12 protein-coding genes are annotated in these 13,577 nt (G+C 72.3%); 10 read left to right on the top strand and 2 right to left on the bottom strand.

Features of this window, described 5'->3' with window-relative positions; translation table 11 throughout:
* The first annotated feature begins 5 nt into the window (after window positions 1-5).
* The gene (locus tag ACI78V_RS04145; RefSeq protein ID WP_456849199.1) at window positions 6-1,712 is read left to right on the top strand and encodes a glycoside hydrolase family 13 protein; all 1,707 of its coding nucleotides are present in this window, start codon (window positions 6-8) and stop codon (window positions 1,710-1,712) included.
* 202 nt (window positions 1,713-1,914) lie between these two features.
* On the opposite strand, the gene ACI78V_RS04140 is transcribed toward ACI78V_RS04145, so the two are convergent.
* Window positions 1,915-3,156, bottom strand: a complete 1,242-nt coding sequence (locus tag ACI78V_RS04140) for an acyl-CoA dehydrogenase family protein (RefSeq protein WP_456849197.1) — start codon at window positions 3,154-3,156, stop codon at window positions 1,915-1,917.
* 223 nt (window positions 3,157-3,379) lie between these two features.
* Between ACI78V_RS04140 and ACI78V_RS04135 the strand changes: the two genes are divergently transcribed.
* Window positions 3,380-4,156, top strand: a complete 777-nt coding sequence (locus ACI78V_RS04135) for an alpha/beta fold hydrolase (RefSeq protein WP_456849195.1) — start codon at window positions 3,380-3,382, stop codon at window positions 4,154-4,156.
* Window positions 4,157-4,168: 12 nt separating this feature from the next.
* Here ACI78V_RS04135 and ACI78V_RS04130 read toward each other — a convergent pair whose 3' ends face one another.
* Complete coding sequence (locus ACI78V_RS04130; protein ID WP_456849193.1) at window positions 4,169-6,169, bottom strand: acetoacetate--CoA ligase; 2,001 nt, start codon at window positions 6,167-6,169, stop codon at window positions 4,169-4,171.
* A 63-nt stretch (window positions 6,170-6,232) separates the two neighbouring features.
* Here ACI78V_RS04130 and ACI78V_RS04125 point away from each other — a divergent pair, with 63 nt between their 5' ends.
* From ACI78V_RS04125 to ACI78V_RS04090, 8 genes are all read left to right on the top strand, one after another.
* On the top strand, window positions 6,233-6,643 hold the full coding sequence (locus ACI78V_RS04125; protein ID WP_456849192.1) for a DUF2237 family protein: 411 nt from the start codon (window positions 6,233-6,235) through the stop codon (window positions 6,641-6,643).
* Window positions 6,644-6,734: 91 nt separating this feature from the next.
* A complete protein-coding gene (locus tag ACI78V_RS04120; protein WP_456849190.1) occupies window positions 6,735-7,229 on the top strand; it encodes a glutathione peroxidase in 495 nt (164 codons plus the stop codon).
* Window positions 7,226-7,945 carry a mycothiol-dependent nitroreductase Rv2466c family protein gene (locus ACI78V_RS04115; RefSeq protein ID WP_456849189.1) on the top strand — a complete coding sequence of 240 codons (720 nt, stop codon included), beginning with the start codon at window positions 7,226-7,228 and terminating at the stop codon, window positions 7,943-7,945. The genes ACI78V_RS04120 and ACI78V_RS04115 overlap by 4 nt, the downstream gene beginning before the upstream one ends.
* 285 nt (window positions 7,946-8,230) lie before the next feature.
* Window positions 8,231-10,090 carry a hypothetical protein gene (locus tag ACI78V_RS04110; protein ID WP_456849187.1) on the top strand — a complete coding sequence of 620 codons (1,860 nt, stop codon included), beginning with the start codon at window positions 8,231-8,233 and terminating at the stop codon, window positions 10,088-10,090.
* Between the two features lie 79 nt (window positions 10,091-10,169).
* Window positions 10,170-10,472, top strand: coding sequence for a mycothiol-dependent nitroreductase Rv2466c family protein (locus ACI78V_RS04105; RefSeq protein WP_456849432.1), 303 nt, complete (start codon window positions 10,170-10,172; stop codon window positions 10,470-10,472).
* 109 nt (window positions 10,473-10,581) lie between these two features.
* Window positions 10,582-11,655, top strand: coding sequence for a FecCD family ABC transporter permease (locus ACI78V_RS04100; RefSeq protein WP_456849185.1), 1,074 nt, complete (start codon window positions 10,582-10,584; stop codon window positions 11,653-11,655).
* Window positions 11,652-12,734 (top strand): FecCD family ABC transporter permease, encoded by a 1,083-nt coding sequence (locus ACI78V_RS04095; protein ID WP_456849183.1) that lies wholly within the window; start codon window positions 11,652-11,654, stop codon window positions 12,732-12,734. The genes ACI78V_RS04100 and ACI78V_RS04095 overlap by 4 nt, the downstream gene beginning before the upstream one ends.
* Entirely contained in the window at window positions 12,731-13,558 is an 828-nt protein-coding gene (locus ACI78V_RS04090; RefSeq protein ID WP_456849181.1) for an ABC transporter ATP-binding protein, read from the top strand. The genes ACI78V_RS04095 and ACI78V_RS04090 overlap by 4 nt, the downstream gene beginning before the upstream one ends.
* The last annotated feature ends 19 nt before the right edge of the window (window positions 13,559-13,577 follow it).

The following is a 13,577-nucleotide window of genomic DNA, read 5'->3' as shown; positions in this document are numbered from 1 at the left end:
GGCGCATGCCCGAGCAGCCCCCGTGGTGGACCCGTGCCGTCGTCTACCAGGTCTACCCGCGCTCGTTCATGGACTCCGACGGTGACGGGATAGGCGACCTCGGGGGGATCCTGCAGCGCCTGGACCACCTGGCCGACCTCGGCGTCGACGTCCTGTGGCTCTCGCCGGTCTACCCCTCGCCGCAGGCCGACAACGGCTACGACATCAGCGACTACCAGGACATCGACCCGCTGTTCGGGGACCTCGCGCGGTTCGACGAACTCGTCGCCGCGCTGCACGCGCGCGGCATCCGGCTGCTCATGGACCTGGTGGTCAACCACACCAGTGACCGGCACCCGTGGTTCGTCGAGAGCCGGTCCTCCCCGGACTCCCCCAAGCGGGACTGGTACTGGTGGCGGCCGCCGCGGCCGGGCATGGCGGCCGGGGCGCCGGGCGCGGAGCCGACCAACTGGCACTCGTTCTTCTCCGGCTCCACGTGGGAGCTCGACGAGGCCAGCGGCGAGTACTACCTGCACCTGTTCGACCGCCGGCAACCGGACCTGAACTGGGAGAACCCCGAGGTCCGGCAGGCGGTCCACGCGATGATGCGCTGGTGGCTCGACCGCGGGGTCGACGGCTTCCGCATGGACGTCATCAACATGATCAGCAAGGACGTCGCCGAGGACGGGCACCTGCACGACGGCCCGCCGCTGCCGGGGCTCCCCTACGGCGACGGCTCGGCGTCCTACCTGTGCGGGCCGCGGATCCACGAGTTCCTGCAGGAGATGCACCGCGAGGTGTTCGGAGGCCGCTCGGCGGCGCTGCTCACGGTGGGGGAGATGCCCGGGGTCACCGTCGAGCAGGCCCGGCTGTTCACCGACCCGGCGCGGGCCGAGGTGGACATGGTGTTCCAGTTCGAGCACGTCGGCCTGGACTTCGACGAGTCCAAGTGGCACCCCCGGCCGCTGCGGCTGCGGGACCTCAAGGCCTCGTTCGGCCGCTGGCAGGCGGGGCTGGCCGACGTGGGCTGGAACTCCCTCTACTGGGACAACCACGACCAGCCGCGGGCGGTCTCCCGGTTCGGCGACGACTCGCCGGAGCACCGGCGGGACTCCGCGACGTGCCTGGCCACGCTGCTGCACCTGCACCGCGGGACGCCGTACGTCTACCAGGGCGAGGAGCTGGGGATGGCCAACGCCCCGTTCAGGAGGCTGGCGGACTTCCGGGACGTCGAGTCGCTCAACCACCACGCCCAGGCGGTCGCGCACGGGGCGGACCCCGAGACGGTGCTGGCCGCGATGCGGCGGATGGGCCGGGACAACGCACGGACCCCGGTGCAGTGGGACGGCTCCCCGAACGCGGGCTTCACCACCGGGACGCCGTGGATGGCGGTGAACCCCGACCACGGGGAGTGGAACGCCGCGGCCCAGCGCGCCGACCCGACGTCGGTGTTCGCCCACCACAAGCGACTGGTCGCGCTGCGGCACGAGTCGGCGGTGGTCGCGCTCGGCGACTTCACCATGCTGCTGCCCGAGCACGACGACGTGTACGCCTTCACCCGGTCCCTGGACGGCGAGACGCTGCTGGTCGTGTGCAACGTGAGCGGGCACGAGCACCGGCTGGGCGAGCTGCTGCCCCAGGCACCCGGTGCGGAGCTCGTGCTGGGCAACCTGCCCGAGGACGACCCCGCCGTGCTGCGCCCCTGGGAGGCGCGGGTGCTGCGGCTGCCGTAGGCACCACCGGGCGACCCCGTCCGGGGGCGCCCACTGCCGACGGCGACCACCTGCCACACCACCGCGACGGCGGAGGTGCTGTCGGCGAGCAGCCACAGCCCCGGGGAGGCGGCCCGCAGGCGGTGGCGCGGTCGGCGCAGCGGGGCCGGCGCCCGCGGCAGGCCGGCCATCGATCCCCCCGTCGGTGCGGCGCCCCTGCCGATCAGGCCAGGGGTGACCGGGGGAGCATGCGGTCGCTGATGATCCGCTTCTGGATCTCGCTGGTACCCTCGAAGATCGTCGTGAGCCGGGCGTCACGCCAGTGTCGCTCCACCTGGCGCTCGGTCGTGTAGCCGTTGCCGCCGTGCAGCTGCATCGCCTGGTTGGTCACCCGCACCGACATCTCGGTGGCCTCCAGCTTCACCATCGACGCCTCCCGCTCGCACGGGACGCCGAGGTCGAGCAGGTGGGCCACCTGCCGGTAGAACGCGCGGGACTGCTCGACCTGCGCCGCCATCTCCGCGACGGCGAAGCGCAGCGCCTGGAAGTCGCCGATCGGCCGGCCGAACTGCTCGCGCTCCTGCAGGTAGAGGACCGAGTCCTCCAGCGCCGCCCGGGCCAGCCCGACCGCCCGGGCGGCGGTGTGCACGCGGGCGGTGTTGAGGAACAGCTGCGCCTGGGCGAACCCGGCGCGCTCGCCGGCGGCGTTCTCCTCGTCGCCGGCGGCGGCCTCGTCGACGACCTCGCCCCGCGGGATGCGGACGCCGTCGAAGACGAGGTCCCAGGTGAGGAAGCCGTGGTAGCCGACCTTGTCGATCGGGGAGCCGCTGAGCCCCTCGGGGAACGCGCCCCGCTCCTTCTCGAGCAGCAGGTTGACCAGGCCCGCGGATCGGGACTCGCCCGGCCCGGGGTCGCGCTCGCGGACGAGCACCTGGATGAAGTCGGCGGCCAGGGCGTTGCCGCACCAGCGCTTGCGGCCGCTGACCACCCACTCGTCGCCGTCCAGGACCGCCCGGGTGGAGACCCCGGCGAGGTCGGAACCGGCGTCGGGCTCGGAGAGCGCGATCGCGCCGATCCACTCGCCCCGGGCGCTGCGGCGCAGCAGCTCGTGCCGGCGGCCGGAGTCGGCCACCGCCGTCCCGAGGCCCTGCGCGCGGGCCAGGATGCTGGCGGTCGACATCCACGCCCGGGCCAGCTCCTCGGAGACCATGCAGTACTCGAAGACGCCCAGGCCCAGCCCGCCGTGCTCGGCCGGCACGGTGATGCCGAAGTACCCCAGCTCGGCCAGCCGGGCCAGCAGCGACGCCGGGATCTCGCCCTTCTGCGGGTCGAGCTCGTCGGCGACCGGCAGCACCTCCTCCATGGCGACGCGGCGGGCCTGCAGCTGCAGCGCCTCGCGCTCGGGCGTGTGCCACGGGGGGAGCAGGGCCGGCGGCTGGGGCGGCAGGGTCTCCGTCGCGGACATCGGTGCGGGTTCTCCTGACGTCGGGGGTGACCACCCTCCACCCTGACCGCTGACCGGGCCGGGCGCAGCCCGGTACCGGTGTTGCACGTGGAACACGCCCGGGCGGTCCGTCCCGGACGGGGCTGGCCCGCCGCGCCCGCCCGGGCCTACCGTCGTCGGCAGGCGCGGGTCGGGGCAGGACGACGTCGCGGACGCCGGCCGCTCCGGGGACGGAGGCTGGCCGATGGCGACGTTCGTGCTGGTGCACCCGGCCTGGTTCGGCGGCTGGTGCTGGCGGAGGGTGGCGCCCGCGCTGCGCGCGGCGGGGCACGAGGTCTCCACGCCGACCCTCACCGGCCTGGGCGACCGTGCGCACCTGCTGGACCACGGCATCGACCTCACGACGCACGTGGAGGACGTCGTCGGCCTGCTGGTCTACGAGGACCTGGAGCAGGTCGTCCTCGTGGCGAACGGCTCCGGCGGCGTGGTCGTCACCGGGGTGGCCGACCGGGTACCGGAGCGGATCGCCGAGCTGGTCTACGTCGACGCCTTCGTGCCCGAGGACGGCCAGAGCCTGCTCGACCTCCTGACGCCGGATCGACGGGCGGACCTGGAGGCGCTCGCGCGGGACGAGGGCGACGGCTGGCTGGTGCCGCGCCCCGCGCCGCGCCCGTGGGAGGAGGTCCTCCCCCGCCTGTGGGGGGTCACCGACCCCGCGGACACCGCCTGGGTGCTGCCCCGGCTGCACTCCACCCCGCTGGGGCACTTCTCCCGGCCGGTCCACCTCACCAGCGCGGCGGCCCGGCAGCTGCCGCGCAGCTACCTCCGGTGCACCCGCCACCCGCAGCCGACGTTCGACCGCCACGCGCGGCAGGCGCGGGAGGCAGCGGGGTGGCGGTACCGCGAGCTGGCCTCCTTGCACATCCCCCAGGTCACCTGCCCGGACCGGCTGACCGACGTCCTGCTCGAGCTGGCCGGGAGCGACCGCCCCGCGGGCGCGGCCGTCGGCGCGGCGAGGTGACGGGGCCGGCCGTCAGCGGGGGCCGCGCTCCCGGGCCAGGGCCACGTAGTGCTCGACCGCGGCGGGGTCGTCGACCGCGCCGACGTTGAGCGCCCTGGCCGGGTCGACCCCCTGGAACAGCCGCTTGAGCGGCACCTCCAGCCGCTTGCCGGTGCGGGTGTGCGGCACCGCGGGCACGGCGATGACCTCGTCGGGCACGTGGCGGGGGCTGGCCTGTCGGCGGATCGCCTCCCGGATCCGGCCGGTCAGCTCGTCGGTCAGCTCGGCCCCTCCAGCGAGTTTCACGAACAGCGGCATCCAGTAGCCGCCGTCCCGCTGCTCCACGCCGAGGACGACGCAGTCGACCACCTCCGGCACCGACTCCACGGCGGCGTAGATGTCCGCCGTCCCCATGCGCACGCCACCGCGGTTGAGCGTGGAGTCCGACCGGCCGGTGATCAGGCAGGTGCCGCGGTCGGTGACCTCCATCCAGTCGCCGTGCCGCCAGACGCCGGGCCACGGCTCGAAGTAGGTCTCCCGGTAGCGGGAGCCGTCCGGGTCGTTCCAGAAGTACAGCGGCATCGACGGCATGGGCTCGGTGATGACCAGCTCGCCGAGCTCCCCGACGACCGGCCGGCCCTGCTCGTCCCAGGCGGCGGCCGCGACGCCGAGCATCGGCCGCTGCAGCTCGCCGGAGGTCACCGGCAGCAGCAGGGAGCTGCCGACGAACCCGGTGGCGACGTCGGTGCCACCGGACAGCGAGCCGAGGAAGACGTCCGGCTTCACCGCGTCGTAGACCCACTCGAAGGCCGACGCCGGGAGGGGGGACCCGGTGGACCCGATGGACCGCAGCGCCGACAGGTCGTGGGTCTCCCCCGGCCGGATGCCGGCCTTCTCGCAGGCGGTGAGGTAGCCGGCGCTGGTGCCGAGGAAGGTCAGCCGGGTCCGCGCGGCGAGGGCGAACTGGGCGTCGACCGACGGGTACGCGGGGGCACCGTCGTAGACGACGAGGGTGGCGCCGGACAGCAGCGCCGAGGTGGCGATGTTCCACATGATCCAGGCGGTGGAGGCGTACCAGAAGAACCGGTCGCCGGGGCCGACGTCCATGTGCAGGGCGGCCTGCTTGACCTGCTCGACGACCACCCCGCCGTGGCCGTGCACGATCCCCTTGGGCAGCCCGGTGGTGCCCGAGGAGTAGACGATCCACAGCGGGTGGTCGAACGGGACCTGCGCGAACTCCGGCTCCTGCTCCTCGGCCACCGCCTCGGCCCACGGCACGGCGTCCGCCGGCACCTCGTCGGGGAACAGCCGGGGGACGGCGATCGTCGTCCGGACGCTGGGCAGCGCGCCGCGCAGCTCGGTGACGACGTCGCGCCGGTCGTACTCGCGGCCGTTGAACCGGTACCCGTCGACGGCGACCAGCACGGTCGGCTCGATCTGGGCGAAGCGGTCCAGGACGGCGCGGGTGCCGAAGTCCGGCGCGCACGAGGACCAGACCGCGCCGATGGCCGCCGTCCCCAGGAAGGCGACGACCGCCTCCGGGACGTTGGGCAGGTAGCCGGCCACCCGGTCGCCACGTCGGACGCCCAGCCACCGCAGCGTGGCGGCGAAGGCGCCCACCCGGCCGCGCAGCTGCGCCCAGCTGGTCTCCTCCGGCTCCTGGTCCTCGGCGACGGCGACCAGCGCCGGCGAGGCGGCCGGGACCGTGCCCTCGGCGCCGGCCCGCAGCGCCTGCTCGGCGTAGTTGAGCGTGGCGTCGGGGAACCAGACGGCGCCGGGCATCTCGCGCCGGGTCAGGACCCGGTCGTCCGGGACGTCGGGCAGCACACCGGTCCAGCCCGCCACGTCGGCCCAGAACTGGTCGAGGTGCTCGACCGACCAGCGCCAGATCGCGTCGTAGTCCGGCGGGTCGCCGAGGTCCAGGCCCCGCCGTCGCGCGACCCAGCCGGCGAACTCCGCGATCCGGGTGGCGCGCATCGACTCTGGGGTCGGGCGCCAGAGGACGGTCGGCTCGCTCGCGGTGCTCCCAGTCACACCGGCACCCTGCCATCCCCTGCGCGCTGCGCCAGTGGGATGCACGCAGCAAGATGGGATGCGATGAGCGAGCCCGAACCCGGCAGCGGGGAGCGCAACGTCCTCGGCGGGCCGCTGGAGCCGTGCAGCACCGAGCCGATGACCGGCTTCTACCGCACCGGCGTCTGCAGCAGCGGCCCCGAGGACGTCGGCAACCACACGGTGTGCGCCGTCGTCTCGGCGGAGTTCCTCGCCCTGCAGCGCGAACTGGGCAACGACCTCACCACGCCCCGGCCGGAGTACGGGTTCCCCGGCCTGCGCCCCGGCGACCGCTGGTGCGTCGTCGCCGCGCGGTGGCTGCAGGCCTACCAGGCGGGAGCGGCGGCCGGCGTCGTCCTGGCCGCCACCCACGCCCGGGCGCTCGACGTCGTCCCGCTGGAGGCCCTGCGCCAGTACGCCGTCGACGTCCCCGACGACCTCAGCGACCTGGACTGAGACAGGCTCCCCTGCCCCCGACCCCCTGCAGGCTCGCGGCGGGGCCCTGCACGGGGGCCACCGACCGCCGCACGCCACCACGAGGAGCGACATGAGCGACCTGCTGGACCTGCCGGTGACCACCCTCCAGGGCGAGGCGACCACCCTGGGTGCGCTCGCGGGCGGGGGTGCGGCGCTCGTGGTCAACGTGGCCAGCCGCTGTGGCCTCACCCCGCAGTACAGCCAACTCGAGGCGCTGCAGCAGGAGTACGGCGAGCGCGGCCTCACCGTGGTCGGCGCGCCCTGCAACCAGTTCATGGGCCAGGAACCGGGGACGGCGGAGGAGATCCAGAGCTTCTGCTCGACCACCTACGGCGTCACCTTCCCGATGACCGGGAAGCTGGAGGTCAACGGCCCGGGCGCGCACCCGCTGTTCCAGCGGCTGGCGGAGGCCCCCGACGCCACCGGCGAGGCCGGTGAGGTGCGCTGGAACTTCGAGAAGTGGCTGGTCGCGGCCGACGGCGAGGTCGTCGCCCGCTTCCGGCCGCAGACCCAGCCCGACTCCCCCGAGGTGCGGCACGCCATCGAGCAGGTGCTGCCCCGGTGACCCGGGACGCCGACCTGCACTTCTGGTTCGACCCGGTCTGCCCCTTCGCCTGGCTGACCAGCCAGTGGGTGCGCACCGTGGCCGCCCAGCGCGACCACACCGTCGAGTGGCGGCTGATCTCGCTGCGACTGCTCAACCGGCACGTCGACTACGACGCCCAGTTCCCGCCCGAGTACGAGGCCGGCCACACCGCCGGGCTGCGGCTGCTGCGGGTGGCTGCGCGGAGCCGCGCCGAGCACGGCCCGGACGTGCTCGGGCCCCTCTACGCGGCCATGGGGGCCCGCATCTTCGAGGCCGACCAGGTCCCGGACGGCGAGCACCGCGGGCGGGCGGAGTTCGTCGAGCCGATCCTCGCCGCCGCCGGGCTGCCGGCCGACCTCGCCGACGCCCTGGACGACGAGTCCTGGGACGCGGAGATCCAGGAGGAGACCGACGAGGCCCTGCGCCTGACCGGCAAGGACGTCGGGACGCCGATCCTGCACTTCCGGCCACCGGACGGCGCGGCGTTCTTCGGACCGGTGATCAGCCGGGTGCCCGCCCCCGAGGACGCCGTCGCGCTGTGGGACCACGTGGTGGCCCTCGCCGCGTTCCCCGGGTTCGCCGAGCTCAAGCGGAGCCTGCGGGAGCGACCGCAGGTCCGCGCCTTCGGCGTCCGGCCGGGCGAGGTGGGCATCCAGGAGGACTGGCACGGGGGCAGCCGCCGCCAGCACCGGTGACCGCGGGCTCGTACCAACTGCCACGTAGCCGTGAACACCCTCTTCCCCTTAGATGGGCGAGTGGACCTAGCGCAGTTCGCCGAAACCCTTCCAACATCCGGGCCGCCAGCCATCGTCGATGACGCTCGCGGGCTGAAGATCGTGAGCAAGTCTCGACCCGATTTCGTAGCGCCGGGACTAGTACCAATCGAAGGGTCACCGTCACCAGCACTCCTATTGGTAGCACCCGCGGCAGCCGGCAAGAGCACCGCGGCCCAAGCCGTAGCCGCAGTCACAGGCGGTCTCATGATCGATCTTGCGGGCCAACGGGTGGCCGATGGATCCTTCGTCGGATTGCTGGACGAAGGATTAGGCGAAGGATCAAGCCTTGCCTACAAAGGAACTCTTCGCGCTGGTTTGACAACGCTCATAATTGACTCTCTCGACGAGACACACGTCTCCTCGGGAGAGGCAAACTTCGTAGCTTTTCTACAGGGGCTCGCTCGCTTTCTGCGAACCGCCACTGGGGACAGCAACATCGTTCTTATGGCGCGCCAGGAGAGCGCCGAGTGGGTCCGCTTCGCTTTCGAGGCAGAGAATGTTGACATAGCCGAGATGCGCCTCGACTATTTCGAAGAAGAACAGGCCCACAGGTACTTAGACCTAAAGCTTGACGCCCTGTACTCCAAACAGGAGAGAAGCGCCGCCCATCGACAGCACCGAGCATCCTTCGAAGCCGCCCGAGACTCGATATTGAGTCGTGTCGCCGAGGCTGCCGGCTTTAGCAGCCTGGCCGACGCCTGGACCGATGAGAGTGGCCGACGACTCCTCGGCTACTCACCCGTCCTCGAAGGTATAGCGACCTACCTGCATGTACCGGATTTCAGGGAGCTTGACACAGGCCGCCTTTCGAGCGACACGGAAGCCTTCCCCGAGTGGGGCCTCCTGTCCAGCCTCATGCGGGAACTCCTTCAACGAGAGCACGACAAGTTTCTGAACAATTGGCTCGACAACATTTCCCGAGCCATGTTTACGACCGACCAACTCTCACGCATATACGACCCCGAGGAGCAGTGTGCCAGACTGGCCGCTCAGGCGATGGGCACACCACTGCCATCGGAGTTTGAGGCGGAGATTCCCGACTCCTTCATAGACAATTACAGGTCAGCAATAGACTCCCAGTTGGCGAATCACCCGCTCCTCAACACTCGAGACACATTCGTTAACACCACATTTCGTGACTATGTTGCCGCAACCGCATTAACCCAGGGGGTTAAAGGCGGACAGGCGGCTATAGCACGACGGCTGCGCGGCTCATTCGGGCTATCGTCTCCAGGACTGGCGCCATTCATCCTAAGTCGCCTGGCGTCCGGCGGCGAAGCGCTGAGTAGCGAGCTTCTCGACCTGGTCATCGCCTCACTCACAGCGCGAGAAGATTCACAGCATCAGTATCAGTTTCACATCAGCACTAGCGGGCAGTCCGGACTTTTCGTCGTTGAGGAGACCGGCACCGATCTAGATGAACCGGCAGTCGTTAGCGTAACCCTGAACGCCACGGGCACCGTGGCACTGCCAACTAGAGTGAAATGTCTAGACCTCGCCACAGATGGCGAAGTGCACATTGAAGGCGCCTCCCTCCGCATTGGCCCTCAAGTTCATTTTGACGCTCTCCTCGTGATACTGAAGGCGCCGGAATGTACGGTGGATGCCCATGAATCTGTGAGCATTCGCGCCCAGGCTGTGAGCGCCAACTGGGAGCAGCAGTTGCGCCTGCTCGGCAAAGAGCTTTCTATTGAGACGGCAGACGCCGAGGGATGGCCACAGCGCTATGCTAGGGGCCAAACGCACACCGAAGAGGACTCGGACGTGCTTGAGTACTACCACGCCCTCCGGCGCGTGCTGCGATTCTTCCGCCGAACTCAGCATGTCGAAGCCGGCGCTCTCGCAGCTGACCGAGAGCAATTGTGGCAGTACGTTCTTCGGACCGACGCTAAGGCTGATGCAGTGGTCGATGCGCTCATGACGCAGGGGCTCTTATGGCAGCACGGCCCCGAGTATCGACTAAGCCAGGAGATTCTTGAGCGTGTCGGACTAAGTTTCGAAGACATGAACCGCGCAGTCGTGACTCCTCAGCTCCTGACACTACTTCGAAGCATCGCGGCTTGAGGTGCGGCGGCGAGAATTCCGTCGTCACTGTCGTCCGAGATAGTTGGAGACTGTTGCAGGGGAAAAACGCAGCCATTAGCTGTCATGTCCACAGGAGGGGAGAACACTGCGCCTGACCGGCAAGGACGTCGGGACGCCGATCCTGCACTTCCGGCCACCGGACGGCGCGGCGTTCTTCGGACCGGTGATCAGCCGGGTGCCCGCCCCCGAGGACGCCGTCGCGCTGTGGGACCACGTGGTGGCCCTCGCCGCGTTCCCCGGGTTCGCCGAGCTCAAGCGGAGCCTGCGGGAGCGACCGCAGGTCCGCGCCTTCGGCGTCCGGCCGGACGAGGTGGGCGTCCAGGAGGACTGGCACGGGGGCAGCCGCCGCCAGCACCGGTGACCGCGGGCTCCCCGCGGGCACGCGGAGGACCTAAGGTGAGCCTTACCTGCCCCGCAGGGCGACCTGTCTGCAGGCTGACCGCCACCGCCCCTCGTCCCTGGAGCCGCTCGTGTCCTCGACGACCGACGCCGCTCCCCGGACCGCCGGGGCGGTGGCGCCGCCGCGGCCGCGCGGCCTGCTCCGCGGCCGCGGTCCCCGGTTCCTCACCGCCGCCGCGCTGCTGCTCCTGGTCGTCGTCGCCGCCGCGCTCAGCCTCGCCGTGGGCACCCGCGGCATCGGTCCCGGCACGGTCTGGCAGGCGCTGACCGACTCCTCCCTGAGCAGCGAGGAGACCGTGATCGTGCGGGAGCTGCGCCTCCCACGCACGGCCTTGGGCCTGATGGTGGGGCTGGCGCTGGGCGTCGCGGGCGCGCTCACCCAGGGCCACACCCGCAACCCGCTGGGCGACCCGGGCCTGCTCGGGGTCACCGCCGGCGCCTCGCTCGGCGTCGTCCTGGCCATCTGGCTGCTCGGGCTCACCACCCCCGCCGGCTACGTCTGGTTCGGCTTCGCGGGGGCGCTGACCGGCAGCGTCCTGGTGTTCGCCCTCGGCTCCGTCGGGCGCGGCGGCGCCACCCCGGTGACGCTCGCACTCGCCGGCGCCGCGCTGTCGGCGCTGCTCTACGCGCTGGTGCGGGCGATCCTGGTCAGCGACTCCACCAGCCTCGACGGCTTCCGGTTCTGGGTCGTCGGCGCCCTGTCCGGCCGTGGCGCCGACATCGCCTGGCAGGTCGCCCCGTTCATCGCCGCGGGGCTTGTCCTCGCGCTGCTCAACGCCCCCGCGCTGGACCTGCTCGGCCTCGGTGAGGACGTCGCCCGCGGGCTCGGCCAGCGGGTCTGGCCGGCCCGGCTCGTCGGCCTCGGCGCGGTCACCCTGCTCTGCGGCGCGGCCACCGCGGCCTGCGGTCCGATCGCCTTCGTCGGCCTGGTCGTCCCGCACGTCGTCCGGGCGCTCACCGGCCCGGCCCACCGCTGGCTGGTCCCCCTCTCCGGGCTGCTGGGTGCGGCGTTCCTGCTGCTGGCCGACGTCCTGGGCCGGGTCGTGGCACGCCCCGGCGAGCTGCAGGTCGGCATCGTCCTCGCCCTCGTCGGCGCCCCGTTCTTCATCGCGCTGATCCGCCGTCGCCGGCTGGCGGGCCCATGACGGCCACGGCTCCGGAGCGGGTCGCCGTGCCGCGGGAGACGGTGGTCCGCGTCGGCCCGGTCTCCGGCAGGGTGCGCTGGCGCCGGCTGGTCGTGCCGGTGGCCGCCGCCGTCGTCGTCGTCCTGCTGGGTGCGCTGAGCCTGGGCCGCGGCGACTTCCCCATCAGCGTCGGCGAGGTGCTCACCACCCTCGTCGGCCTGGGTGAGGAGACCCAGGAGTTCATCGTCCTGGAGCTGCGGGCGCCGCGGATCGTCGTCGGGGCGCTCGTCGGCATCGCGTTCGGGCTGGCCGGTGCGCTGTTCCAGACCTCCGCCCGCAACCCGCTGGCCTCCCCCGACGTCCTCGGCATCACCCAGGGCGCCTCGGTCGGCGCGGTGGCGGCGATCGTGCTGGGCGGGACGTCGGGCGGCGCGGCCCTGCTGGGCGGCCTCGGCATCCCGCTGGCCGCCCTCCTCGGCGCGCTGGTGTCCGGCGCCCTGTTGTTCGTGCTCGCCTGGCAGCGCGGTGTCGACGGCTACCGGATGGTCCTCGTCGGCATCGCGCTGTGGGCGGTCGCCTCCGCCCTCACCGACTGGCTGCTCACCCGCGCGGAGATCTCCGACGCCGCCTCGGCCTACGTGTGGATCACCGGCTCGCTCAACGCCCGGACGTGGGACCAGGCCGTCCCGCTGGCGATCGCCCTCGCCGTGCTGGTCCCCCTCGCACTGGCCGCCAGCCGCGCCCTGGGCGTCCTGCAGTTCGGCGACGACACCGCCCGCGGCCTGGGCGTGCGCCTCCCGCTCGCCCAGGCGTCGGTCGTGCTCGTCGCGGTCGCGCTCACCGCGGCCGCCGTCGCCGCGGCCGGCCCGATCTCGTACGTGGCCCTCGTGGTGCCGCAGATCGCCGTCCGCCTCAGCGGCGGCTCGCGGCCACCCCTGCTCGCCTCCGGGCTGCTCGGCGCCGCGCTGGTGATCGGCGCGGACCTGCTCACCCGCACCGTCCTGCCCCAGGCCCTGCCGGTCGGGATCCTCACCGCCGTCGTCGGTGCCCCCTACCTGCTCTGGCTCCTCGTCCGCGGAAGGCGGCGATCCACGCTGTGACGACCACGGTGCACCCCCCGGCCCCCACCGGGACCCGCCCGGTCCGCCTCGCCGCCGAGTCGGTCAGGCTCGGCTACGACGACCGCGTGGTCGTCCACGACCTGGACCTGCAGCTCACCGACGGCTCGTTCACCGCGATCGTGGGGCCGAACGGCTGCGGCAAGTCCACGCTGCTGCGGGCGCTGGGCCGGCTGCTGCGCCCCACCCGGGGGCAGGTGCTGCTCGACGGCCACGCCATCGCGAGGACCCCGACCCGCGAGGTGGCGAAGGTCCTCGGCCTGCTGCCGCAGACCCCGGTGGCGCCCGAGGGCCTGACGGTGGCCGACCTGGTCGCCCGCGGCCGCCACCCCCACCAGTCGTGGCTGCGGCAGTGGTCGCGCGGGGACGAGGCCGCGGTCGCCGAGGCGCTGGCCTGGACCGACATGTCCGACCTCGCCGAGCGCCCCGTCGACGCGCTCTCCGGCGGGCAGCGGCAGCGGGCGTGGATCTCCATGGCGCTCGCGCAGGGCACCGACCTGCTGCTCCTGGACGAGCCGACGACCTACCTGGACCTCTCGCACCAGATCGACGTCCTGGAGCTGGTGAGCCGGCTGCACACCGAGCGGGGCCGCACCGTCGTCGTCGTCCTGCACGACCTGAACCTGGCCGCGCGGTACGCACAGCGGCTGGTCGCGATGAAGGACGGCGTCCTCGTCGCCTCAGGCACCCCGGCCGAGGTGCTCACCGAGCAGCTGCTGGCCGACGTCTTCGACCTGGAGGCGCGGATCGTGCCGGACCCGGTGGCGGGGACGCCGATGGTGGTGCCGGTCCGCCGGCTGCGCTGAGGCGCCGCTGACGACCGTG

Source organism: Geodermatophilus sp. SYSU D00742 (genome assembly GCF_054049935.1).
This window is presented reverse-complemented; position numbering and strand designations above follow the sequence as displayed.

Coding starts and splice junctions, on each gene's coding strand:
- ACI78V_RS04120 (WP_456849190.1), top strand. CDS start 6,735: ATGAGCGACCTGCTGGACCTGCCGGTGACCACCCTCCAGGGCGAGGCG.
- ACI78V_RS04135 (WP_456849195.1), top strand. CDS start 3,380: ATGGCGACGTTCGTGCTGGTGCACCCGGCCTGGTTCGGCGGCTGGTGC.
- ACI78V_RS04125 (WP_456849192.1), top strand. CDS start 6,233: ATGAGCGAGCCCGAACCCGGCAGCGGGGAGCGCAACGTCCTCGGCGGG.
- ACI78V_RS04110 (WP_456849187.1), top strand. CDS start 8,231: ATGATCGATCTTGCGGGCCAACGGGTGGCCGATGGATCCTTCGTCGGA.
- ACI78V_RS04140 (WP_456849197.1), bottom strand. CDS start 3,156: ATGTCCGCGACGGAGACCCTGCCGCCCCAGCCGCCGGCCCTGCTCCCC.
- ACI78V_RS04145 (WP_456849199.1), top strand. CDS start 6: ATGCCCGAGCAGCCCCCGTGGTGGACCCGTGCCGTCGTCTACCAGGTC.
- ACI78V_RS04095 (WP_456849183.1), top strand. CDS start 11,652: ATGACGGCCACGGCTCCGGAGCGGGTCGCCGTGCCGCGGGAGACGGTG.